Here is a 23022-nt window from a genome sequence, read left to right on the forward strand (position 1 = left end):
GTTTCCAACGTAGGTGAAGATCTCTCCAGTTCCCGGCTCTCTGGGCCGGCAGAGTGATCCCCTACAGCGCCAGATCCCGCGACGTGAACCGGGCCCATGCCAGCGACGCCCCGACCACCGCGTACCCGGCCTGCACTCCCAGGCTGTGGGTGATCGTCCCCCAGTACATCGGCGTGCGCAGCAGGTCGGCGAACGCCAGCCAGTCCTCCGAGAACAGCCAGGGCTGCAGGGCGTCGAGCTGCGGCACCGAGCCGGCGATCTCCGCGACCACGATCAGCCCGACGGTCCCGGCCAGCGCGGTGGCGGGCGAGTCGGTCAGCGTCGAGATGGCCAGGCCGATCACCGCGACGCCGGCCATGCAGCAGGTCACCACCAGCGCGATCAGCAGGGCCCGCCCGAACGCCGCCCCGAGCGGGATCGTCGCCCCGCTGAGCAGCGTCACGTCCCGCATCGGGAACAGCGCCGCGCCCACCGCCAGCGCCGACAGCGCCACCGTGAACGTCGCCGCCACCGCGAACACCACGGCGGCCAGCAGCTTCGCCGCCAGCAGCCGGCTCCGGCCCACCGGCCAGGCCAGCACGGTCCGCAGCGTCCCGTCCGCGGCGTCCCCGGCCACCTGGTCGGCCGCCACCGCGCCCACCGCCACCGGCAGGAACAGCGGCACGCTCAGCGCCAGCGACGCGAACACCAGGAACAACCCGTTGCCCGCCACCTGGTTCAGCATCCCGGTGCCGGTCCCGGCCCCGATGCCGGCCACCCGCACCGCGATCCCGACCAGCACCGGCAGCAGCGCCAGCACCACGAGGATCAGCAGGTTGCGACGGCGCCGGAAGGTCAGCGCCAACTCGATGCTAGGAATGCCCCTCACCCTCCCGCGCCCCACCGAGACGGTTCGCCTCGCTCGTTCCGCCCGCCGGGTTCGCCGCACCGACCGGCTGCGTGTCCCCCACCGGAAGGTTCGCCCCACCGACCGGCCGCGTGTCGCCCACCGGACCGGTTCCACCTTCCTGGCCCGTGCGGCCCCCCGGGTCCGCCCCACCGGCCGGCTGCGTGCCGCCCACCGCTGGCGCAGCCCCACCGCTCGGCCCCGCCTCATCGGCGGCGACCGTCGCCACCAGCGAGTCCGGCGTGGCGAACCCCGCGTACAACCGCTGGTCCGGCGTGAAGACCAGACTCACCAGCCGGCTGCTCCACACCAACCCCACCGGCGTCTTCTCCCCGGCCGCCATCATCATCCGCAGGTAGCTCTGCAACGGCGTCCCCGGTGTCCCGGCCAGCGCCGCCAGCACCGCCGCCGTGCCCTCCGGGGCCGGGCGGTCCTTGTCCCGCCCGGTCCCGAGCCCGGCGATCAGCCGATCCGGATCCACGCCGCCGATCGCGACCGCGGCCGTCCACCCCCGGCCCGCGCCGCGGACCGGGTTCTCCGGCAGGTCCGGCGCGGTCTCCTCGACCACCTTCGCCCCCGGCGGCGGCGTGAACCGCAGCTCCGCCGGATCGGCCGCGTAGCCCACCGACTCGAACTCGGCCTTGATCGCAGGCTTCGAAGACCCCGCCGGGTACACCGTCACGCTCAGCGGCATCCCGGTCGCCGCGTCCACCGCGACCCGCACCGCCCCGACCGTCGTGCCCGGCGTGTTCGGCGTGATCCGCAGGACGTAGCAGTCCCGGCCGGCGACCCGCGCCGTCCCTCCCGAGGAGTAGTCCGTGTCGAAGACCGCGGTCCTGATCGCCGTCGGGCCGGTGAACGTCTTCGCCAGTTCGGCCGGCGAGGCGAACGCCAGCAGCGCCTCGCTCAGCGTGTCCACGGTGCCGTGCCGCGCCAGCTGCCGCGTCGAGTCCCACAGCCACAGGTCGCTGCCGCCCCGGTAGATGTCGTACTCCGACAGCGTGTCCAGCAGCGCGACCCGCTCCCGCTGTTCGCCGCCGCTCTCGTCGGCCACCACGCGCACCCGGTGGTCACCGGACAGCAGCCGCAGCGGGTCCGCGCCGCCGTCCGTCCCCAGCTTCGGCAGCCGCGGCAGGCCGATGTCGACACTGAGCCGCACCGTCCCCGAGAACGCCCGCGCCTGCGACTTCCCCACCTTCTGCACCAGCCCGATCATGGATATTCGGGGCAGGGCGGGTGAGTCGGATGCCCGAAGGGCATGCGAAAACGTGGTGGCGGCCACCACGGTGGCCGCCACCACGACGGGGGTCAGCAGACGCCAGCGCAGCCGGCTCACCTGTAGTTGGTGAACTGGATCGCGAAGTCGTAGTCCTGCTCCTTCAGCAGCGCCTGGGTGGCCTGCAGGTCGTCGCGCGACTTCGACGACACCCGCAGTTCCTCACCGATGATCTGCGCCTTGACGCTCTTCGGCGCCTCGTCCCGGATCAGCTTGGAGATCTTCTTCGCGTTCTCCGAGGAGATCCCCTCCTTGATGGTGACGCTGATCCGGTACTCCTTGCCGGACACCCGCGGTTCCGAGGCGTCCACGACCTTCAGCGAGATCTTGCGCTTGACCAGCTTGTCCTTGAAGACGTCGAGCACGGCGGCGACCCGCTCCTCGCTGTTCGCCCGCATCTCGATGCCCTCTCCGGACCACCGGATCTCGGCGTCCACCCCGCGGAAGTCGAAACGCTGGGCGATCTCCTTCGACGCCTGGTTGAGCGCGTTGTCGACCTCCTGGCGCTCGACCTTGCTCACCACGTCGAACGATGACTCCGAAGCCACAGTCCGGACCTCTTCTCTTCAGATCTCTTCAGCGTCCACGTCTAGCGACGAACTGTCGTCGAACGATCCTAGACGCGTCCTCACCTCCATGAGCGCAAGTAGGACAGGGAAGGCGAACCCAGACCGGTCACGTCGTCATAGCCGGGGCGGGTGGCGAGCAGCCCGTCGTCGCCCAGCTGGTACAGCCGGGCCTGGTGCCGGCCCGCGGCGTCCTCGCCCAGGTCGACGACGGTCGCCGGCGGACTCCCGGGCCGTGGCGCGGCCTCGCCGAGCGAGGCCGGCGTGACGTCGTTGAACACCCCGCTCATGGCTTTCCCGTACAGGGCCGGATTGAGGAACCCGAACGGATGACCCGCGCCCTGCTGCGCGTCCGCCATCAGCCCGGCGAACAGCGGTGTGGCCAGCGACGTGCCCCCGATGGAGGACTCGCCGTACCGGACCCGGCCGTTCTGCTGCTTCTCGGTGACGCCCACCATGAATCCGGTCATCGGATCGGCCGCCAGCGCCACGTCCGGCACCACCCGCATCGGCTGTCTCGCCCGCGCACCGGTCATCAGCGAGGTGCTCAGCGCGGCGGGCACGACGCCGGCCTGGTAGTCCGGCTGCGGCACGTCCTCGCTCGTCCCGCCGCCGCCCCCGTACTTCCACTGCCCGGCCCCGGCCGCCGGCGTCCAGCCCCCGTCGGCCGGCGCCAGGACCGACCGCCGGTCGCCCCAGCCGACCTCGCCGACGTAGTCGTCGAACGGCCCGATCGCCAGACTGGTCCCGCCGACCGCCGTCACCCACGGATCCTGCGCCGGATACTCGGTCTGGGGCCGCGCCGATCCCGCGGCGCATTCCACCCGCGGATCGGCCGCCCCGCAGTCCCCCGACGCGAACAGGAAGCTGATGTCCTCCTGCGCGCCGCGCCGGAACAACGCCGAATACGCCGCCATCGTCGCGGGATCCGCGTCGCCGTAGACGCTGTGCGGGACGCCGCCCCACGAGTCGGACACGATCGTGGCCAGGTGCTGGTCGATCACCGTCTGCAACGCCGCCATCAGATCGGTGTCGTCACACGACGCGGCGGCCACATAGACGATGTCCGCCTGCGGGGCCATGGCGTGCACGGCCTCCACGTCCAACGCCTCCTCGACCGCCCACGCCGCCGGCGTCTCGCAGAAACCGTCGGTGAGGTGGTTGTAGGAAGGCGGCGTGACTTCGCGGTAGTGGTCCGGCGTCAGCAGGCGCTCGTCGTGGTTCATCGCGTAGCGGTTCGCGTCGGCGAGCATCGTGGGGGAGGCGTACGCGTCGACGATGGCCACCGTGACGCCGGCGCCGCGTTCGTGCGCCTGGGTGACGCCGTAGGCGAACCTCAGCTGCTCGGGGGTGTAGCCGCAGACGGACAGCGGGTTGCGACCGCCGAAGGCGTCGGGGACGTTCCTGGCCGGCTTCTCGCCGAAGGAATCGGAGCAGAGCCGCGGGCCCTTGTAGGTCGTGTCGGGGTCGTCCGGGCCGGCCGTTCGATCGGCATCGACCTCGTCGAGCCGGACATGGTTCGTGCGCATCGCCAAATGGTGTGCCGCCGGAGGCGCCACCGGCCGGGGGTCCGGTCTGAGCGCCGAGACCGGCGCGGCAGCCGATACAGAGCTCTGCGAGAGGCATATCAGAGCTGCTGCCGCGGCCGCGCCTACGGCGGCCAGAGCGGAGCGGTGGGGCGGACGAGCGGCCATGAACCCTCCCGGACGATACGTAGCTGATCGTTACGTACCGTCCGGGCCATGGCGGGATGCGCAGCCGCCTCGAAAGGATGACCGCGCGTCCCGCTTTCTAGCGTTTGAGCGATTCAAGGTATTTCCACCGAGAATCGGTTCATCTCATCCAGAAGGTGGTGGACCAACGCTTTTATGTGTTATTCGGGCACGCCTACCTCCTCTCACCATGCCAATGAGGTGGCAAAACTTGGTCCAAGGAAAACTCCCCGATATTTCTGTGACTCCGGGCGTCGCGTAGCGTCTCCCTCTGCGTCCGAACAAAAAAGTCGGGTGTGGGAGGTCCGGGGAGATGATGGCGACGGAGACCGGCACGTATTTGGTGACGGCCGCGGCGGCTGGCGATCCAGCCGCGTTGGAGCGGCTCGTCTCCGACTACCTGCCGCTGGTCTACAACATCGTCGGCCGGGCCCTGCCGGTGCCGGCGGACGTCGACGACGTGGTGCAGGAGACGATGCTGCGCGTCGTGCGCGGGCTGCCGACGCTGCGCGACGTCGAGGCCTTCCGGTCATGGCTGGTCGCGGTCGCCATGAACCAGGTCCGGGACCACGCGCGCGGCTACCCCGGGCGGCCGCGGCCGCTGGAGGAGGCGCTGGAAGTCGCCGACCCCGGTGCCGACTTCGCCGACCTGACGCTGACCGAGCTCGGTCTCACCGGCCAGCGGCGCGAGGTGGCGATGGCCACCGCGTGGCTGGACCCCGACGACCGCGAGCTGCTCTCGCTGTGGTGGCTGGTCGAGGCCGGGCACATCACGCGCGGTGAGCTGGTGACCGCGATCGGCCTGGACCCGCACCACGTCACCGTCCGCATCGCGCGGATGAAGGCGCAGCTGGAGATCTCGCGCGCGGTGGTGCGCGCGCTGTGCGCCGTCCCGATCTGCCTGGAGCTGTCCGAGCTCGCGATGCACTGGCACGGCCGTCCCGAGGCGTTGTGGCGCAAGCGTTTCGCACGCCACACCCGCCAGTGCCCGACCTGCGCCGGGTTGACCGTCGACTTCGTCCCCGCCGAGCGCCTGCTCGTGCGCCTGCCGCTGATCCCGGTGCCGTTCGGCCTCGCCGACGCCGTGCACTACTCCGTGGCCGGTTCGTTCCACGCGGGCGCCGGCGCGAGCGCGGCGCAGACCGCCGTGTTCCCTCCGACGGCGACGTCGCACCAGCCGCTGCCCGCCTACGACCTGCAACCCGCGCCGGGCCGTCCTGCGGAGCCCCATTCGCATCGCCGAATACCCCGGTCCGCCACCAAGGCCGCGGCGTCACACCTGGCGGCCAAGGCCGCCGTCGCCATCGCCGCCACGGCGGCGGTCGTCGGCGCGGTCGTCGTCGCGACGGGCATCGCCGACAACCCGAAGAACGACGCGCAGGCCCTGGGCGCCACGGAGAACAACTCGTCCTCCGCCTCCACATCCGCCTCCGCCTCCGACACGTCGACCCCGGCGCCTTCCTCCGCGTCGTCCGCCGCTTCCTCCGCGGCCTCGTCCACCACGAGCAAGAGCTCCACGAGTCCCTCGGTCCGTCCGGACACTTCCAAGTCCAGCACCGGGTCCAAGCCCTCCGCGGCGGCCACCACCGCCCACAACCCGCCGCCGCCCCCGTCGTCGTCGGCGGCGAGCACCGCCCCGACCACCCCGCCGGCCAGCTCGGCCGGCCAGGCGTCCCCGGTCGACCAGGTCCTCGCCACCATCAACCAGGCGCGCGCCGAGCAAGGGCTCCCGCCCCTCACCCTCACCGCGGGCCTCAACAAGAGCGCCGCCGCCCACACTTCCGTGATGGCGAGCGGCTGCGGCCTGTCGCACCAGTGCCCGGGCGAGGCGGGCCTGGGCGACCGCGAGACCGCGGCCGGTGTCTCCTGGAGTGCGGCAGGCGAGAACATCGGCGAGGGCGGGCCGGTCTCCAACACCAATGACGCCATCGCCAAGATGGCGGTCGGCTTGACGAACAGCATGCTCGCCGAGAAGCCGCCGAACGACGGCCACCGCCGCAACATCCTCAGCACCAGCTTCCACCACATAGGCATCTCGATATTCCGCGACAGCTCCGGCACGGTCTGGATGACCCAGGACTTCTCCGACTGACGCCGGGGCGGAAGAAGCCGGGACGGAACCCGGGACGGAAGCTGAGACAGCTCATTGACGATGCGCAACGGCGGTTGTACGGTCACGGCGAGTAAGGCAAGTAATCTTCCTTAACCATCGTGGCACCCGACCCAGGAGCGCCCATGGCACGTCGTCGTACACGGGGAAGAACTCTCACGGGGGCAACCGCCGTCCTGGGCCTCATGGCCCTGACGGCCTGGCAGACCAGCGCATTCGGCACAGTCGGCGCCGGGGCGGGCCCCGAGCCCACCGCGGCCGCGGTGAACGTCGTCGCGAACCTCGCGCCCGGCTCCGACAACTCCGCCGTCACCGATCTGGGCGCCACCGGCGGCTGGAAGGTCCTCACCAGCGCCACCGCCACCCAGACCGGTGCCCAGATCTCGACCCCGGGCTTCGACACGGCCGCCTGGCTGTCCGTCGCCGACGACGGCGCCGGGGCCCCGGGCACGGAAATCAACGCTCTGCTCCAGAACGGCACCTGCCCGAACGTCTTCTTCTCGACGAACATGAAGACCTGCTTCGGCCAGATGACCAAGGTCGGGGCGGAGACCCTCGCCCAGTTCTCGGTGCCGTGGTGGTACCGCACGGACTTCCCGGCCCCGGCCGCGGGCACCGACGCCAAGCTGATCCTCAACGGCGTCATCGGCCAGGCCGACCTCTGGGTGAACGGTTCCCAGGTCGCCGCGACGGTCGGCGGCGCCTACGCCAAGAACGTGTACGACATCACGTCCAAGCTGGTCTCCGGCACGAACTCCGTCGCCATCGAGATGCACCCGAACGACCCGACGGCGATGCTGACCCTGGACAACGTGGACTGGAGCCAGATCCCGCCGGACAACAACACCGGCATCCAGTTCCCGGTCCAGTTGCAGACCGGCGGCCCGCTCCTCGTCGGCAACGCGCATGTCGACCAGGTCACCGCAACTGACCTCTCCAGCAGCGCCCTGACGGTCAAGACCGACGTCACCAACACCTCTTCGACGGCGCAGACCGGCACCGTCACGGCGACCGTCACCCCGCCCGGCAGTGGCACGCCGATCACGGTCAGCCAGAGTGCCACGGTCGCCGCCGACTCGACCGCCACGGTCACCTTCGCCCCGGCGTCGTTCCCGAGTCTGACCATCGCCGCACCCCAGATCTGGTGGCCGTACCAGCTCGGCGCCCAGCCGCTCTACACGCTGGCGACGGCGGTGTCACAGGGCACGACGACACTGGACACCACCTCCGAGACCTTCGGCATCCGCACCGTCAGCTCCTACCTGACGGGGGCGAGCAGCGCCGCTCCGTCGGGTGTGCGCGCCTTCAAAATCAACAACGTCCCGATCGTCATGCGCGGCGGCGGCTGGGACCCCGACCTGTTCCTGCGCTACGACCCGGCCGACACCGCCCGCCAGATCGGCATCATCAAAGCGATGGGTCTGAACAGCATCCGTCTCGAAGGCCATCTGATGCCGCCGGACTGGTACCAGCAGATGGACGCCGCCGGGATCCTGGTCAACGCCGGCTACCAGTGCTGCGACTTCTGGGAGACCACCTCCTACACGGCTGCCGACAACGCCGTCTACCAGGCGTCGGCGCAGGCGCAGGGCGCTGTGCTGCGGAACCATCCCAGCGTCTTCAGTTTCCAGTGGAGCGACAACGCCCCTACCGCCAACCAGGAGTCGCTGGCCCTCGCCGGCTTCGCGGCCGCCGACTACCCGGGTCCCTTCATCTCTTCAGCCGAGTACAAGTCGAGTCCGCAGCTCGGCGCTTCGGGGGAGAAAGAGGGTCCTTATGACTGGGTGCCGCCGAGCTACTGGTACGACACCACGCACACAGGCAGCGGCGACCTGACCAACGCCGGCGGTGCCTGGGGCTTCGACAGCGAGCAGAGCGCGGGCAACACGGTCCCGACGATGGACTCCATCAACCGCTTCCTGTCGGCCTCCGACCAGTCCGCGCTGTGGCAGAGCACCGGCGCCAACCAGTACCACAACAACTACGAGGGCACGAAGCACACGGGCTACCACTTCGGCACGCTCTACAACTTCGACAACGCGCTCAGCAACCGCTACGGCCCGTGGAGCAGCCTGGCCCAGTACGTCCAGCAGGCCCAGGTCCAGAACTACGAGGACACCCGCGCGCAGTTCGAGGCCTTCATCGCGCACTCCACCAACACCTCGGCCCCGTCGACCGGCACGATCTACTGGCAGATGAACAAGGGCTGGCCAACGCTGCTCTGGTCGCTCTACAACAACGACTACGACCAGGCCGGCGCCTACTTCGGCGCCCAGCAGGCCGACAAGCCGCTGCACGCCATCTACCAGCTCGACAACGGCATGGTGACGCTCGACAACCTCTCGGGGGCGACGCAGGCCGGTGTGACCGTCGAGTCCAAGGTCTACAACACCGCCGGCACCCTGCTGGACGATCGCACCTCGTCCACCTTGTCGCTGGCCTCCCAGCAGGTCCTCAACGGCGTCCTGAAGCCCACGACCCCGACGGCCTCCGGCACCGTGTACTTCGTCGAGCTGCTGGTCCGGCAGAACGGCGCGGTCGTCGACCGCAACGTCTACTGGCTGCCGACCACGGTCGACTCGGTGAACTGGAACAAGACCATCGGCAACCCGCAGGCGAGCATGTCGTCCTACGGGAATCTCAAGGCGCTGCAGTCGCTGCCGTCCGACAGCGCGGTCGCGGTCAGCGCCGTGACGTCGAACGCCGCGGGTCCGGCCGGGTCGGACAAGCAGGTCGCCGTCACCATCACCAACAACTCCACCACCACCGTCGGCTTCTTCCTGCGCGCCGACCTCCGGCGCGGTACGGCGTCGGGCGCCGAGCTGAGCGGCGACAACGAGCTGCGCACCGCGATCTGGGGTGACGATGACATCACCCTGATGCCCGGCGAGTCGCAGACGATCACCGCCTCCTACGGTTCGGCCGACCTGCAGGGCGCGACGCCGGTGGTCAGCGTATCGGGATGGAACATGCCGAAGATCGATGTGGTGGCGTCATGAGCGCCGCGTCCGTGCTCCTCAAGTCTCCCGGCCGCGTCGGCGCCAGGCGGTCGCGGTCCAGGATCCGCAGGGCCCTGCTGGCGGTCGTGCTGGTCGCCGGCGCCGGCCTCGGCGGGGCGATCGGGGCCTCGGCCCCGGCCGCCGCCGCCGCGTTCCCCAACGTCGTGGTGCCGGCGCCGGCCAGCGAGGTCGCCGACGGCACCACCTTCACACTGGCCTCGTCGGCGACCATCACGTCCGACGACGCCGACGTCGGCGGCTATCTGGCGACGATCCTGCGCAGGTCCACCGGCTACCCGCTGCCGCTCACCGTCGGCGCGGGCACGCCCGGCACGGTCGCGCTGTCGCTGTCCGGGGCGCCGAGCAGCGTCGGCACCGAGGGCTACGAGCTCGTCTCCTCGCCGTCGGGCGTCGTCATCCGCGCGAACCAGGCCGCCGGCTTGTTCCACGGTGTGCAGACGCTGCTCCAGCTGATGCCCGGAGCCGTGATGGGCTCGACGGTCGCAGCCGGGCCGTGGACGGTGCCCGGCGGGACCATCACCGACTGGCCCCGGTTCGGGTACCGGGGCGCGATGCTCGACGTGGCGCGGCACTTCTTCACCGTGGCGCAGGTCGAGCGCTACATCGACGAGATGGCGCTGTACAAGGTGAACTACCTGCACCTGCATCTGTCGGACGACCAGGGGTGGCGCATCGTCGTCAACAGCTGGCCGAACCTGGCGACGTACGGTGGCAGCACCGAGGTCGGGGGAGGGGCCGGCGGCTTCTACACGCAGGCCGACTACCAGGCGATCATCGCGTACGCCACGTCCCGGTACATCACGGTCGTGCCGGAGATCGACATGCCCGGCCACACGAACGCGGCCCTGGCGTCGTACGCGTCGCTGAACTGCAACGGGGTCGCGCCGGCGCTGTACACGGGCACGAACGTGGGCTTCAGCTCGCTGTGCGTCCCGCTGGCGCTCACGTACACCTTCGTCGACCAGGTGGTCGGCGAGCTGGCCGCGCTGACGCCGGGCCCTTACATCCACATCGGCGGGGACGAGGCCAGTTCGACGTCCGCGAGCGACTACGCGACCTTCATCGACAAGGTGCAGCCGATCGTGGCCGCGCACGGCAAGGCGGTGATGGGCTGGCACAACATCGCCGCGACCAGCCTGGCGCCGTCGACGCTCGCTCAGTTCTGGGACACCACCACGACCGACAGCGCCCTGGCGGCGGCCGCGGCGAGCGGTACGAAGGTCGTCATGTCCCCGGCCAACCACGCCTACCTCGACATGAAGTACACGCACAAGACGAAGCTCGGCCAGCACTGGGCCGGCTACGTCGACGTCAACACGGCCTACGGTTGGGACCCCGGCGACTACCTGACCGGGGTGACCGGTTCCTCGGTGGCCGGCGTCGAGGCGCCGCTGTGGACCGAGACGATCGTGACCAGCGCCGACATCGACCAGATGGCCTTCCCGCGGCTGCCGGCGCTGATGGAACTCGGCTGGTCGCCGTACAGCACGCACGACACCACCTCCTTCGACCAACGCCTCGGGGCCCAGGGCCCGCGCTGGCACGCGATGGGGGTGAACTACTACAAGTCCACGCAGATCACGTGGCCCACGGGTTCGTGATCTGACCGGCGACAAGGGGCCCCTTCGTCTGAGAGGGTGTGGCGGTGCAGACCGTCGACCATGAAGACGACTGGGCCCCTTCCCTGCTCCCGCCCGGTGGGGTCGTGCTCCGGATGGAGCCGCTGACCGGGGGGATGGCCAACGCCGCCTGGCGGGTGACGCTTGACGATGGCCGGACTGTGGTGATCAAGGGTGGCCGCAACAATCCCGACGGCTTCTTCGACCACGAGGTCGAGAGCCTGCGAGCGTTGCGGGACATCGGTGGTCTGCCGACGCCGGAGATCATCCATGTCGGCCCCAGGTCGCTGGTGATGACCGCCCTGAACCCTGAGATCCCTGATTCTCCCCGGTTCTGGGAAGCCGCCGCCCACGCCGTCGCCGCTCTGCACGACCACACGTCATCGCGCTACGGCTGGCATCGTGACGGCACCCTCGGGCGGCTGGTCCAGGAGAACGCCTGGGACGACGACGGCCATCGCTTCTTCGCCGAGCGCCGAGTTCTGCGCTACCTGGGCGAACCGAATGTCGAAGAGGCTTTCGAGGCCGCCGACCGAGCTGCCGTCGAGGCGCTCTGCGGCCGTCTGCCGGAGCTGGTTCCGGCGGCCCCGGCGGCGCTGACGCACGGCGACCTGTGGCGTTCCAACATCATCGCAGGCCTCGATGACAGTCCGGTCTTCATCGACCCGGCGGTCAGCTACACCTGGCCCGAGGTCGACGTGAGCATGCTCTTCTGCACCGGCGGCGTTCCGGACGTCTTCTTCGAGGCCTATTACGAGCTGCGGCCCTCGGTCGGCGACTGGCGCGAGCGTATGGACCTGCTGAACCTGCGGGAGCTGCTCTGTGTCGTGGCGCACTTCGGCGCGGTGGGCGACTATGTGCCGCGGATCCGTGCGATCGTGAAACGTTTCTCCTGATCCCCGAAAGGAGCGCGTCATGACGACGATGCGTGCCGCCCGTCTGCACTTTCCCACCGGGAAGCTGAGCGTCGAGGACGTCGCCAAGCCGGCGCCCGGGGCCGGTGAGGTCCTGGTCAAGGTCGAGGCCGCCGGAGTGTGCCTGTCTGACGTGCATCTTGTGCACGGGTCGCTGGCGCGCCCGCGGTACCTGGTCGGCGACACGGTGACGCTGGGCCACGAGGTCTCCGGCACGGTCGCCGAGGTCGGCTCCGGCGTCACCGGCTGGAACGTGGGAGACCGGGTGGTGTTGCAGGCCGGTGAGGTCCGGGGCGACGAGCTGTGGACCCGCGGCGTCGACTACGACGGCGGCTGGGCCGAGTTCGCCCTCGCCCGGCAGGACACGCTGGTCGCGCTGCCGGACGCGATTCCCTTCGAGCAGGGCGCGATCATCCCGGACGCCGTGTCCACGCCGTGGGGCGCCATCACCACCACCGCGCACGTCGGCCCCGCACAGCCGGTCGGCGTCTGGGGCGTCGGCGGGCTCGGCGCGCACGCCGTCCAGCTGCTGCGGATGATCGGCGCGTGCCCGGTCATCGCGGTCGACCCGGCCCCGGCGGCGCGCGAGCGGGCCCTCGCCTACGGCGCCGACCTCGCTCTGGACCCCGCCGACCCGGACCTGCGGACCACGATCCGCGCCGCGACCGGCGGCCTCGGCCTGGAGGTCGCCTTCGACTTCGCGGGCGTGACGCCGGTGCGCGAGCAGGCCCTGCGGCTGCTGGCCCCGGGCGGCAAGCTGGTGCTGGTCGGGCTGAGCGGGGAGCCGATCACCATCGCGAACAGCACCCGGTTCCAGTCCGCGCAGTACCAGCTGCTCGGGCACTACGGCTCGGAGCCGGAAGCGGTCGGACAGCTGATCACGTTGCAGGCCGGCGGGCGGCTGGACCTCGCGGCCTCGATCTCCGGCGTGCTGGGGCTGGAGGAGGCGGCTGAGGCCGTGGAACGGCTGGACAAGAAGGTCGGCGACCCGGTCCGGCTCGTGCTGCGTCCTTGAGATGGAGGGGGAAATCGCTCCTGAGGATGAGGCCCGTGGGCCTTGTTGCCGACGCGCGGTCCTTACCGGCGACCTAAAATTGCCTGGTCAGGCCAAGCCGCGCCGGTTCGTCCCGGCCCTCGTCCCCAGGAAGCGCCCTGTTCTCCTACGCGATCGCCGCGCTCTTCGCGATCCTCCTCGTCCGCTCGGTCCTGCGCGACCCGCGGCGGTTCCGGAACGCCGTGTATCTGGGGCTGACGCTGTCGTTCCTGGCGTTGGGACTGTTCGCCGGGCTGTCGCAGTCCTCGGGCATGGGGCGGGCGATGGCGGTCGCGGCGGTGGCCCTGCTGCCGACGCTGGGGCTGCTGGCCCTGATCGCGTTCCTGACGCTCAACGGCATGACCATGCTCCGCAAGGAGGGGCGGACCGTCGCCAACCTGCTGTCGCTGCTGTGCGCGATCGGCATCGTCGGCCTGCTCTTCCTGCTGGCTCTGGCGGTCGGGACGAGGCACCACGTGCTCATCGCGTTGTCCGCCGGCGCGATCCTGGTGGTCGGCTACGTCGCCTTCCTGTTCTTCTGCTACCTGAGCTACGGGTTCGTGTACCGGCGGATGCCGATCCTGCGCACGGCCGACTTCGTGGTCGTGCTCGGCGCCGGACTGCTCGGCGGACGGCGGGTCTCACCCCTGCTGGCCAGCCGTCTGGAACGGGGGCGTGCGGTGTTCGAGTCGCTGGACCCGCAGGCGTCGCCGATGCTCATCGTCTCCGGCGGCAAGGGGTCCGACGAACGGCTCTCCGAAGCCGAGGCGATGGCGGACTACCTTGTGGAGCGGGGGTTCCCGGCCGAGCGGCTGATCCTGGAGGACCGGTCGCGCACGACCGAGGAGAACCTGGTCTTCAGCGCGGAGCTGATGCGGCGGGAGCGGCCTTCGGGCTACCGGAGTGTCGTCGTCACCAACGACTTCCACAGTTACCGCGCGGCGCTGATCGCCAGCGACCTCGGGGTGCCGGCGCAGGTGGTGGGATCCCCGACGGCGGCGTACTTCCTGCCCAGCGCGACGATCCGCGAGTTCATCGCGGTGTTCGTGCGCTACTGGAAGGTGAACGTGCCGATCTGTGCGTTCCTCGCGGCGCCGGCGTTGATGGTGCTGCCGTGGTGACTGTGTCCTGATCCACGCGGATCCCGAGGCGCGCCTTCGCCACAGACGTGGCCGCGCCCTCGAAGATAGGTGGGTGAACGGATACGCAGTGGTCGACGTCGAGACTTCGGGCTTCCATCCACCGGTCGCGGAGATCGTGGAGATCGCGATCGTGCACGTGGACCGCACCGGCCAGGTGACCGGCCGCTGGGACAGCCTGATCCGTCCCGAGGACGGGGTGGGCGCGACCCGGGTCCACGGCATCACCCGCGACATGGTGCTCCGCGCGCCGCGCTTCGAGGACGTCGGCCGCGAACTGCACGGCCTGCTCGCCGGCCGCGTCGTGGCGGCCCACAACCTCGCCTTCGACGCCAAGTTCCTGGTGTCGCACTTCGCCCGGATGGGCCTGGACTCCCCGGAGATCGCCGGCGGCGTCTGCACCCTGCGCGCTTCCCAGCTCCTGCTGCCCGGCCCTTCCTACAAGCTCGCAGACTGCTGCGAGACGGTCGGCATCGAGCTCACCGACGCGCACAGCGCGTTGGGCGACGCGCTCGCGACGGCCCGGCTGCTCGGCTTCTACCTCGCGCGCGGCGTGGACCTCGGTGGGATGGCGGTGCGGCCACATGCTTCAGTCCCGCAGCCGCGTGCCGAGATCGGCGAGTTGTTCCGGTCCAGGGCGCGCTGAAGGCCCCTGCCCCCTCAGCCCGCCCTGCCCGCGTCGGCTGCCCGCGTCGGCTGCCCTGTCGGATCTGACCGGTCAGTCCCCGATCCGGGTGAACGACATCCGCCAGTTGTGCACCCAGTTCTCGCCGCCGTCGAACGAGAACGCCTGCTCCCACTGCGCGGTGTCGGCGTCGAAGACGTTCCAGTCGAAGCGGACCCCGACCGGCTTGCCGCCCACGACGTCCTCGCCGTGGAACACACCGTGCGGGCCGTCCCAGCGCCCGGACACCCCGGGGTCCAGGTGACCGGGCGCGGCGGTCGACGCCCACCAGATCCGCCAGAGCCGCGCCTCGACGTCGAACAGCCGCACCGACATCCCCTCGAACGACTTCCCGTCCGGCATCCGCTCGACCCGGACGTTGTCGACGTTGCCCAGGCCCCCGAGCGTCTGGCGCATCCACTGGACGCCCTCGAACTCCACCCACTCGTCGCATGCCGGATCGGCCATCGCGGCCAGCTTGCGGTGCTGGACCCGCCACGTGCCGACCAGGAAATCGAAGTCGTGGCGGCCGTCGTCGATCGGGGTGGGCTCGGTGTTCGTCGTCATGCCACTCACGATGGAACACCCCCACTGACACCTCCTGTCAGTGGGGCGGGCGCGCCTCGGCCGCCGCGTCGGCATCGGCCGCCACGGTGGCGAACGACGCCGCGGCGGCCCTGGTCAGCGTGCGGTAGCGGAGCGCGCCGAGATCCCCGGGGAAGTGGCCCGCCCGCTCCAGGCTGATGACGCCGTGGGCGGCGGCCCACAGGACGTCGGTGATCTCGTCCGGGTCGGCGTCGGAACGGAAGACCCCCGCCTCGACGCACCACCGGGCCGCCTCGTGGAGCACCGCCAGGCTCTGTTTCCCGGCCGCGATGGCCTCGGCGTCCGGCACGAACCCGGGGATGCCGGGGCCGTGCATGACGTCGTAGAAGTTGGGCTCGCTCAGGGCGTTGTCACGGTAGGCGCGGCCCACCGCGGCGAGGTACTCGGCGGGGTCGTCGCCGCGCGGCACGGCGTCGAGCCGCCGCTTCAGGCGGGCGAAGCCCTCCAGATACAGCGCGGTGGCGATGGCGTCCTTCGAACCGAAGTGCTTGTAGAGCACCATCGTGGAACAGCCAGCCTCGGTCGCGATGCGCCGCATGGTCAGCGCACCGGGACCCTCAGCGGCGAGCAGGTGCGCCGCGACGTCCAGCAGCGACGCCCGCAGCACCTCCTGGCCTCGGGCCTGCGCCCGGGCGTAGACGCCCGGAGCGAGCGGCTCGTAGCCGTCGGCGGTCTCCGCCGCGCCCGGCGTATCGGGCTTCTCAGTCATATCCGTTCCCCGCAGTCTCCGGTGTGCTGATGGCAGTCTCCAAGGGCGACGGTCCTACTGCCAGTCCGGCAGGGGCCGGTAGATCGGGATACCGGCCTCGGTGAGAGCCTCACGGCGGCGGAAGTACTCGTCACCCATCGGGTCGACCTCCAGCAACGGCATGGAACCGCGCCAGATGGTCACGTCCTCCGGCGCCAGCTTCTCCGCCGCCGCGAAGTGCTCACCCGCCTCGGCAACGTGCCCGGCACGGTGCAGCCACAGCGCCACGGCGGCCTCGGTGCGCGCCTGTTGCTGTGCCGCGGTCACCTGCGGCACATGCGCGGCGGCCTCGTCGGCGGTCAGTCCACTCTCACCGTCCCGGACCCACCGCTTCAGCGCCGCCATGGCCCGCCCGGAGTCCAAGCCGCTCATCGAGCGGAACAGATCGGTGGCGAACTGCGTGTCGTTGGGACGCGCCACCCGCCCCTCCTCGTCGATCCACACGACCGTCGGCACGTTCAGCACCTGGTAACGGTCCGCCACACTGCCGTCCGCGTCGATCAGCGCGGGATGCGTCGCCCCGGCCTCCCGGATCCACGGCTCGGCATCGGCGGGCCGCCGGTCGACCGCCACACTCACCACGGAGAAGCCATGCGGACTCAGCGCCGCATGCTGCCGCTCCCACTCCGCCAGGTCGTACCGGCACCCGCACCACGACGCCCAGAACACCAGCGCCACCTTGCGTCCCCGCAACGCCCTCAGCGTATGTGCGACCCCGTCGACGTCCCGCAACTCGAAGTCCGGCGCCTCACCTCCGGCCAGCACCGACTCCCGCTCAACAGCCGACACACCCAGCGCTGCGACGCCCAGCACCGGAGCCGCCGCATAAGGCCGGTCCACCAACTCGGCGAAGGCAGCCAGCTCCACCCGTCCGCCCTCCCGCTCCACACCTTCGGCGACCCGCGCCGGTATGCAGACGTCACCCCGACACCACCCCTGCGGCTTGCGCTCCCACCCCAGCGCCCCGGGGATGTCGCCGACCGCGACCAGCACCTCGCCATCGGCGGCGAGCTCCGCGTCGACGACAGACTCCCGGTGGTCGTCCAAGATCGTGAATTTCATCGTGGTCTCCCTCGCCAGTGATAACGTCGTTATCCAGACGATAACGCTGTTATCGACGAGGCGCAAGAGGTCGGCACCGCCTTCCGCGGGCGACCAAATGGGACGGCCGGGTTCCCCACGGAACCCGCCCGCCCCACCACGTCATCCCTACCCGTGGTGCCGCGCCGCGACCTTGGCCGCGAGCCCGGCGAACCACGCCTTGTCCTGCGCGGTGAACTTCGGCATGGAATGGTCCGCGGTCGTCACATCAAGCCGCAGGACGGCGTCCCCGAACCGGACGAAGATCGTCTCGGAGTCCTGGCCGACCCAGTTCTCGATGAACGCGTCGTCGCCGATCCCGCCTGGCAGTGCCGTCATCGTGTCCTGCGAGTACTTCAGGGTTCCCTGGTCGCAGCCGCCGGTTCCGTGCTGGCGGAGCTCGGCCATCCAGTGCGCTCCCGTACCGGGCTTCATGACGTTCAGGCCCGCGCTCGCGGTGACGGCGATGCCGCTCGGCGTGGTTCCGGCGTAGGCGTAGCTCGGCTTGGGTGTCGCGACCATGTTCTGCTCATTGGTGCAGCCGTCGTCGACCACGAGCGCGCCGGTCGTGGAGTGCGACTGCTCGGCGTCGAACGTCCACCCGGAGCCGAAGTCCGCCGCCTGCGGCATGTCGGAGGGCGGCCCCGCGGTCGGCGTCGCCGTCAGCGGCGCCTTGATCCCCGGGTCGGACAGGGCCTTGCGCAGCTTGTCCTCGGCGATCGGGTTCGGGGACACCACCCGCTTCGGATCCGGTCCGTTCCCGCTCTGGAATTCCATCGTCGAGGCGTAGTTCCACCACGTAGCCTCCACCGCGCCGGCGTCCCCGGGGAACCGCCGGACCGCGTAGACGACGGAGAACGGACCGGAGGACTTCGTCGCGCTCTGCAGAACGGAGCCGTCGGACAGCGTCGCGACGTTGCAGTCGCTCCACTTCGCCCCTTCGGACCAGCCGCCGCCGGCGATCGCGACCGGCTTCAGCATGCCGGTCCCCGCGACTTGCCGCGGCCAGCAGGCGCCGCCCTTCGGATCACCCGGTGTGACGTCGGCGGTCGCCACGAAGCGCAAGTCCAGCGTGCCGTAGGGGGTCTTCGAGGTCAGGTTCCGCAAGGCGGTCTCCGGCTCTCCGCCATCGGACCACAGGACGTCGCCACTGAGCTGGGCCATGTCGTCGGCCATCGGATCGTTGTCCGGCACGAGGCGTACGCCCTCCGACGGGGCCGGCGACCGGACCTTCGCGATGTGCGACAAGGCTGGATCGAGCCGCGTCAACAGCACCATGGTGTCGCGCGCCGTCGCATCGGGGACCGCGATGAAGTACTTCTTGAAGTAGTCGGGGTCCTGAGCCTTGTTGTCCTTGGTGCTCCAGTTCTCGAAGCGGGCATAGGCGAGCACCGTCGTGGGATCCGGGGCCACGGCCGCCACGCTCCGCGTGGTGGTGGGTGCCGCACCGGGCGCCGGCTGCGGCGCGCGCGACTTGGGCCCCCCGCCTCCGAGCACGCCGATCCCGACCGCCGCCGCCACCGCGACCACCGCGACCGCGCTTCCGGAGGCCGTCACGGCCCGGATCCGGTTCCGCCGCCGCCCGGCCTGCATCATCGCCGCGTGGTCGGCGACCCACATCGGCTCCTCGGCCTGCCGCGAACGCTCGAACAGGTCGCGGGCCCATTCCTGGTCAGTGCTCATGAGTGTCCCTTCATCCGCTCGACGCCGTCCGCCACCCAGCCGTCCACCGACGCGAGTTCCCCGACGACCGCCCGCAGTGCGGCCAGCCCCCGTGCCGTCTGACTCTTGACCGTGCCGGCCGAGCACCCCAGCGCCCGCGCCGTCTCCTCGACGTCCAGGTCCTCCCAGAACCGCAGCACCAGCACCGCCCGCTGGCCCGGCGCGAGCCGGCGCAGCCCGGCGACCAGCAGGTCGCGGTCAGCGGGTGGGAACGGCGGCACGTCGGCGACGTCGGGCGGGTCCGCGGTCGGCCACTCCCGCCTGAACCAGCCGCGCCGCTTCTCGTCGATGCAGGCGTGCAGCAGCGTCTTGCGCAGATAGGCGTCCAGACTGTCGGCCCGGTCCACTTTGTTCCAAGCACAGAACAGCTTGATGAAGGTCGTCTGGACCAAGTCCTCAGCCTGATGCCAGTCGCCGCACATCAGGTACGCCGTGCGTCTGAGCGCATGCGAGCGCCCAGCCACCAGCTCGCCGAACTCCTTCTCGTCGGGTCCGCGCATCCGCTCCGCCCCTCATCCCTGGGCCGTGCCCGAGGTTCCGAACTTCTCAGAGCACCCCACGGAAGCGGGACCCGGTTCGGTTGTCGCTTCGCGGAGAATTTTTCAGCGCCACGCCGCGACCGCGTCCGCGGGTCCCCAGGACGTCGTCGGTTCCGAGGTCCAGACCGGCGGCGACGGACAGCTCCGGCTCACGTCGGCCCCGGGTCTTTCGACGGCGCAGCCGTGCCGGACCGGGCCGCGGTCTGTCGGCGCAGTCCGGCAAGTCGTTCGCTCACAACCGGGACGACGGGCCGGGGGAGGGCCAAGAGCCGCGCTTGAGCCGGCAGCCATGCCAGGTCGGTGTCGAACCGGTGCCGCGCGGCGCCGAGGTCCACCGCGTCCAGCCCCGTGCCGGTTCGGACTCCGTTCGCCATCACCGGGACGAGCAGGCTCTCATGTCCTTGCGGTCCGGGCTCTTCGCGCAGTCCCAAGGTGTCGCCGTCCGGCCCGCGCCACACTTGTTTGGCTCCAGGGAGCGTGGCCTTGCCGACAGAGAGCTTCATCACTGGCCGGCCGGCGTATTCGACCAGCTTGTAGGCGGTGTCCAAGGAGGGTGCGTCGGCGCTGGTGCCCATGCGGGTGCCGATGCCGTAGGAATCGATGGGCGCGCGGGCGGTGACCAGCTCGGCGATGGCGTCCTCGTCGAGGCCGCCGCTGGCCATGATGCGCACGTTGTCCAGCCCGGCGGCGTCCAGGATCCGGCGGGCGCCGAAGGCCAGCCCCGCCAGGTCGCCGGAGTCCAAGCGGATGCCGAGCCTTCCGGTGAGCCCGAGCTCGCTGATGACGTCCACCGCGGCGCGTACGCCGTCCAAGGTCCGGTAGGTGTCGACCAGGAACACCGATACCGACGGGAAGTCGGTGGCGAAGGCCCGGAAGGCGTCACGGTCGGCGCCGAAGGCCTGGACGTAGGAGTGGGCCATGGTCCCCACCGCGGGCACCCCCAGCTCCCGCGCCGCCTCGGTATCGCTGGTCCCGTCGAAGCCGACGATCGCCGAGGCCCGCGCTGCGACCCGGGCCGCCTCGCGACCGTGGGTACGCCGGGCGGAGAAGTCGATCAGATCGGCGCCGTCAGCGGCCAGCCGGCAGCGTGCCGCCTTGCTGGCGATCGCGGTCGCGTGGGTCATGGCGTTGAGCAGGCCGGTCTCCACGAGCTGGGCCTCAGGCAGCGGGGCGGTGACCTCCAGCAGCGGTTCGTCGGCGAAGACCACCCGCCCTTCCGGCACGGCGTGCACGTCGCCCGTGAAGCGCATCGCCCCCAGAGCTGTCAGGGTCCGTCCGTCCAGGTCCGCCTCCCGGCCCAGCCAGGCCAGGTCGGCGTCGCCGAACCGGAAACGCTCCAGGAAGTCCAAGGCTCCGGCCAGTCCCGCGGCCACCAGGAACCCCCGGCGGGCCGGGAGGTCCCGGGCGAACAGGCTGAACGTCGCCGTCTCGGTCATCCCGTGGCGCAGATAGCTCGCGGCCATACGCAGCTCGTACAAGTCCGCGAACAGGCCGGTGTCCCGGCCCGGGTCGTCCGCCGTCATGGTCTCATCCTTGGAGGACCCGTGGACGGTGACGACGCGGCGGCGTCCGTTGGGGTGATCATCCCGTGAGCCTGCTTCTGTGCCGAGAAGGACGGCCACGCCGTCGCCGAGGCCACTTGACCACCGGCAGCCACGTCGGTCACTTCAGGTAGCTGCGGATTCCCGCTCCATCTCTGGACTGTAGGTCCCCGAACGGGCGGCGGAATTCATTTCGGCTCGGTGGTGCAGAGCCCGCTGCGCTGCGGCCAGGTTCTGATCCCTTCCGCCCCAGGCGTGCAATGCAGGTGATTGCAGGGCGCGGCCGAAGGAGAACGACAGCTGCCAGGGGTGCGGGCCCAGCGCATTCATCGCGTTCAAGTGGACCGTGGCGTCCTCGTCGGACTGTCCACCGGAAAGGAACACCATTCCCGGGACCGCAGCCGGGACATGTCGATAGAGGACGTCGAGGGTCGCCTCGGCCACCCGCGCCGGGGTGGCCTGCTCCGGCGCCGAGTAGCCGGACAGGACCATGTTCGGCTTGAGCAGCGTGGCCCGCAGATCGACGCGCTGAGCGTAGAGCTCGTCATAGACGGCCGCGAGCACCCGCGCCGTAACCTCGGCGGCGTCTTCGATCGAATGGGTGCCGTCCATCAGCACCTCCGGCTCGACGATCGGGACCAGGCCGGCTTCCTGGCACAAGGCAGCGTAGCGACCGAGGGCGTGAGCATTGGCCCGTATGCAGTCCGCGCTCGGTCGCCCCGCACCGATGGAGTACGTGGCGCGCCACTTCCCGAACCCGGCACCCAGACGGCGGTACTCCTCGAAGCGCCCCCGCAGCCCGTCAAGGCCTTCGGTCACAGTCTCGCCGTCGGCGAAGGCCAGTGGCTTGGCACCCTTGTCGACCTTGATACCGGCAATGATCCCCTGCGACTTGAGCACCTCCACGAGAGGCACACCGTCTCCGGACCGCTGGCGAATGGTCTCGTCGAAGAGAATCACGCCGCTGATGAACCGCCCAAGACCGGGAGTCGTGAACAGCGTCTCCCGGTAGATACGACGATTCTCCTCAGTGGAGGAGACCCCCACCGTATCGAAGCGCTTCTTGATCGTCCCGTCGCTCTCGTCAGCGGCGAGGATGCCCTTGCCAGGGGCTACCAGGGCTTTGGCCGTCTCATACATCTCGTCCATCGTCCTCACTTCCCTTCATCCGCCCGCGAGGTCGATGGTTCGATCGGAACACGGATTCCAGCAGGGCGCACAGAGGCCAATGGCGTGGGCCGGAAGGTTCAATGGGCCTGAACCGTTTGCGGGCCACCCACACGGCCGCAGGTGGCTTGCTTTGCAGTCACATCGTCTCGAGCACGTCCCCGAAAACCAGGTCAAGACCAAGGAGTCCGGGAAAGAGGGACAGCTCAGCACTAGGGCTTGTCTGGAGTTGTGTTCATGTGGCGGGGCGGAGGCTGCGGATCCAGATGATTGATCCGCGTAGTTGAAGCCCCGCCATGTAGCTGTCGGGTGTCTTGTCGTAGCGGGTGGCCAGGCCGCGCCAGGCTTTGATCTTGTTGATGCAGCGTTCCACGGTGTTGCGGTCCCGGTACCGCTCGGCGTCGAAGGACACCGGCCGACCGCCGGCGCTGCCTCGCTTCTTGCGGTTCGCGGCTTGATCGGTCTTCTCCGGGATGACGGCCTTGATGCCGCGACGGCGCAGGTAGGCGCGGTTGGTCCGGGAGGAGTACGCCTTGTCGGCGGCGACGGCATCCGGGCGGGTGCGGGGGCGTCCGATCGGGCCGCGTACCTTGACCTGCTCCAGGACCGCGACGAGCCGGGGGCTGTCGGCGGCCTGGCCGGGCGTGAGCACGAACGCCAGCGGTCGGCAGCGCTCGTCC

At 70.3% G+C, this 23022-nt stretch carries 19 protein-coding genes; 7 read left to right on the forward strand and 12 right to left on the reverse strand.

Annotated features, from left to right (window positions below):
• Positions 1-61: 61 nt before the first annotated feature.
• The 4 genes from ABD466_RS39785 to ABD466_RS39800 form a co-directional block, all read right to left on the reverse strand.
• Positions 62-868, reverse strand: coding sequence for an ABC transporter permease subunit (locus ABD466_RS39785; protein WP_344662476.1), 807 nt, complete (start codon positions 866-868; stop codon positions 62-64).
• On the reverse strand, positions 852-2222 hold the full coding sequence (locus ABD466_RS39790; RefSeq protein ID WP_344662477.1) for a LolA-like protein: 1371 nt from the start codon (positions 2220-2222) through the stop codon (positions 852-854). Before ABD466_RS39790 ends, ABD466_RS39785 begins: the two co-directional genes overlap by 17 nt.
• On the reverse strand, positions 2219-2710 hold the full coding sequence (locus tag ABD466_RS39795; RefSeq protein WP_344662478.1) for a YajQ family cyclic di-GMP-binding protein: 492 nt from the start codon (positions 2708-2710) through the stop codon (positions 2219-2221). The genes ABD466_RS39790 and ABD466_RS39795 overlap by 4 nt, the downstream gene beginning before the upstream one ends.
• An 80-nt stretch (positions 2711-2790) precedes the next feature.
• Positions 2791-4257 (reverse strand): S53 family peptidase, encoded by a 1467-nt coding sequence (locus tag ABD466_RS39800; RefSeq protein ID WP_344662479.1) that lies wholly within the window; start codon positions 4255-4257, stop codon positions 2791-2793.
• Positions 4258-4753: 496 nt separating this feature from the next.
• Here ABD466_RS39800 and ABD466_RS39805 point away from each other — a divergent pair, with 496 nt between their 5' ends.
• From ABD466_RS39805 to ABD466_RS39835, 7 genes are all read left to right on the forward strand, one after another.
• Positions 4754-6532: a sigma-70 family RNA polymerase sigma factor gene (locus ABD466_RS39805; RefSeq protein WP_344662480.1), complete on the forward strand. Its 1779-nt coding sequence runs from the start codon at positions 4754-4756 to the stop codon at positions 6530-6532.
• Positions 6533-6735: 203 nt separating this feature from the next.
• Entirely contained in the window at positions 6736-9549 is a 2814-nt protein-coding gene (locus ABD466_RS39810; RefSeq protein ID WP_344662481.1) for a glycosyl hydrolase 2 galactose-binding domain-containing protein, read from the forward strand.
• Positions 9546-11171 carry a beta-N-acetylhexosaminidase gene (locus tag ABD466_RS39815; RefSeq protein ID WP_344662482.1) on the forward strand — a complete coding sequence of 542 codons (1626 nt, stop codon included), beginning with the start codon at positions 9546-9548 and terminating at the stop codon, positions 11169-11171. The genes ABD466_RS39810 and ABD466_RS39815 overlap by 4 nt, the downstream gene beginning before the upstream one ends.
• 44 nt (positions 11172-11215) lie before the next feature.
• Positions 11216-12085, forward strand: coding sequence for a fructosamine kinase family protein (locus ABD466_RS39820; protein ID WP_344662483.1), 870 nt, complete (start codon positions 11216-11218; stop codon positions 12083-12085).
• A 19-nt stretch (positions 12086-12104) separates the two neighbouring features.
• Positions 12105-13118, forward strand: a complete 1014-nt coding sequence (locus ABD466_RS39825; RefSeq protein ID WP_344662484.1) for a zinc-binding dehydrogenase — start codon at positions 12105-12107, stop codon at positions 13116-13118.
• A gap of 221 nt (positions 13119-13339) precedes the next feature.
• Positions 13340-14257 (forward strand): YdcF family protein, encoded by a 918-nt coding sequence (locus ABD466_RS39830; RefSeq protein ID WP_344662485.1) that lies wholly within the window; start codon positions 13340-13342, stop codon positions 14255-14257.
• Between the two features lie 73 nt (positions 14258-14330).
• Positions 14331-14921 (forward strand): 3'-5' exonuclease, encoded by a 591-nt coding sequence (locus ABD466_RS39835; protein WP_344662486.1) that lies wholly within the window; start codon positions 14331-14333, stop codon positions 14919-14921.
• A 72-nt stretch (positions 14922-14993) separates the two neighbouring features.
• Here the strand turns inward: ABD466_RS39835 and ABD466_RS39840 are convergent, their stop codons facing one another.
• The 8 genes from ABD466_RS39840 to ABD466_RS39875 form a co-directional block, all read right to left on the reverse strand.
• Positions 14994-15506 carry a hypothetical protein gene (locus ABD466_RS39840; RefSeq protein ID WP_344662487.1) on the reverse strand — a complete coding sequence of 171 codons (513 nt, stop codon included), beginning with the start codon at positions 15504-15506 and terminating at the stop codon, positions 14994-14996.
• Positions 15507-15543: 37 nt separating this feature from the next.
• Positions 15544-16254, reverse strand: coding sequence for a TetR/AcrR family transcriptional regulator (locus tag ABD466_RS39845; protein ID WP_344662488.1), 711 nt, complete (start codon positions 16252-16254; stop codon positions 15544-15546).
• A gap of 54 nt (positions 16255-16308) precedes the next feature.
• The gene (locus tag ABD466_RS39850) at positions 16309-17355 is read right to left on the reverse strand and encodes a redoxin domain-containing protein (protein WP_344662489.1); all 1047 of its coding nucleotides are present in this window, start codon (positions 17353-17355) and stop codon (positions 16309-16311) included.
• 147 nt (positions 17356-17502) lie between these two features.
• The gene (locus tag ABD466_RS39855; RefSeq protein ID WP_344662490.1) at positions 17503-19056 is read right to left on the reverse strand and encodes a hypothetical protein; all 1554 of its coding nucleotides are present in this window, start codon (positions 19054-19056) and stop codon (positions 17503-17505) included.
• Positions 19053-19595 carry a SigE family RNA polymerase sigma factor gene (locus tag ABD466_RS39860; protein ID WP_344662491.1) on the reverse strand — a complete coding sequence of 181 codons (543 nt, stop codon included), beginning with the start codon at positions 19593-19595 and terminating at the stop codon, positions 19053-19055. Before ABD466_RS39860 ends, ABD466_RS39855 begins: the two co-directional genes overlap by 4 nt.
• Before the next feature lie 188 nt (positions 19596-19783).
• Positions 19784-21157: a nicotinate phosphoribosyltransferase gene (locus tag ABD466_RS39865; protein WP_344662492.1), complete on the reverse strand. Its 1374-nt coding sequence runs from the start codon at positions 21155-21157 to the stop codon at positions 19784-19786.
• Positions 21158-21301: 144 nt separating this feature from the next.
• Positions 21302-22324, reverse strand: a complete 1023-nt coding sequence (locus ABD466_RS39870) for a class I fructose-bisphosphate aldolase (RefSeq protein WP_344662493.1) — start codon at positions 22322-22324, stop codon at positions 21302-21304.
• Positions 22325-22577: 253 nt separating this feature from the next.
• Positions 22578-23022 (reverse strand): IS5 family transposase (locus tag ABD466_RS39875; RefSeq protein ID WP_344662494.1); only part of this gene is annotated, 445 nt, incomplete at its 5' end.

Source organism: Catenulispora subtropica (assembly GCF_039531675.1).
In the GTDB taxonomy this organism is placed as follows: Bacteria; Actinomycetota; Actinomycetes; order Streptomycetales; family Catenulisporaceae; genus Catenulispora; species Catenulispora subtropica.

Coding starts and splice junctions, on each gene's coding strand:
- ABD466_RS39800 (WP_344662479.1), bottom strand. CDS start 4,257: ATGCGCACGAACCATGTCCGGCTCGACGAGGTCGATGCCGATCGAACG.
- ABD466_RS39805 (WP_344662480.1), top strand. CDS start 4,754: ATGATGGCGACGGAGACCGGCACGTATTTGGTGACGGCCGCGGCGGCT.
- ABD466_RS39810 (WP_344662481.1), top strand. CDS start 6,736: ATGGCCCTGACGGCCTGGCAGACCAGCGCATTCGGCACAGTCGGCGCC.
- ABD466_RS39815 (WP_344662482.1), top strand. CDS start 9,546: ATGAGCGCCGCGTCCGTGCTCCTCAAGTCTCCCGGCCGCGTCGGCGCC.
- ABD466_RS39825 (WP_344662484.1), top strand. CDS start 12,105: ATGACGACGATGCGTGCCGCCCGTCTGCACTTTCCCACCGGGAAGCTG.
- ABD466_RS39840 (WP_344662487.1), bottom strand. CDS start 15,506: ATGACGACGAACACCGAGCCCACCCCGATCGACGACGGCCGCCACGAC.
- ABD466_RS39845 (WP_344662488.1), bottom strand. CDS start 16,254: ATGACTGAGAAGCCCGATACGCCGGGCGCGGCGGAGACCGCCGACGGC.
- ABD466_RS39850 (WP_344662489.1), bottom strand. CDS start 17,355: ATGAAATTCACGATCTTGGACGACCACCGGGAGTCTGTCGTCGACGCG.
- ABD466_RS39855 (WP_344662490.1), bottom strand. CDS start 19,056: ATGAGCACTGACCAGGAATGGGCCCGCGACCTGTTCGAGCGTTCGCGG.
- ABD466_RS39860 (WP_344662491.1), bottom strand. CDS start 19,595: ATGCGCGGACCCGACGAGAAGGAGTTCGGCGAGCTGGTGGCTGGGCGC.
- ABD466_RS39865 (WP_344662492.1), bottom strand. CDS start 21,157: ATGACGGCGGACGACCCGGGCCGGGACACCGGCCTGTTCGCGGACTTG.
- ABD466_RS39870 (WP_344662493.1), bottom strand. CDS start 22,324: ATGGACGAGATGTATGAGACGGCCAAAGCCCTGGTAGCCCCTGGCAAG.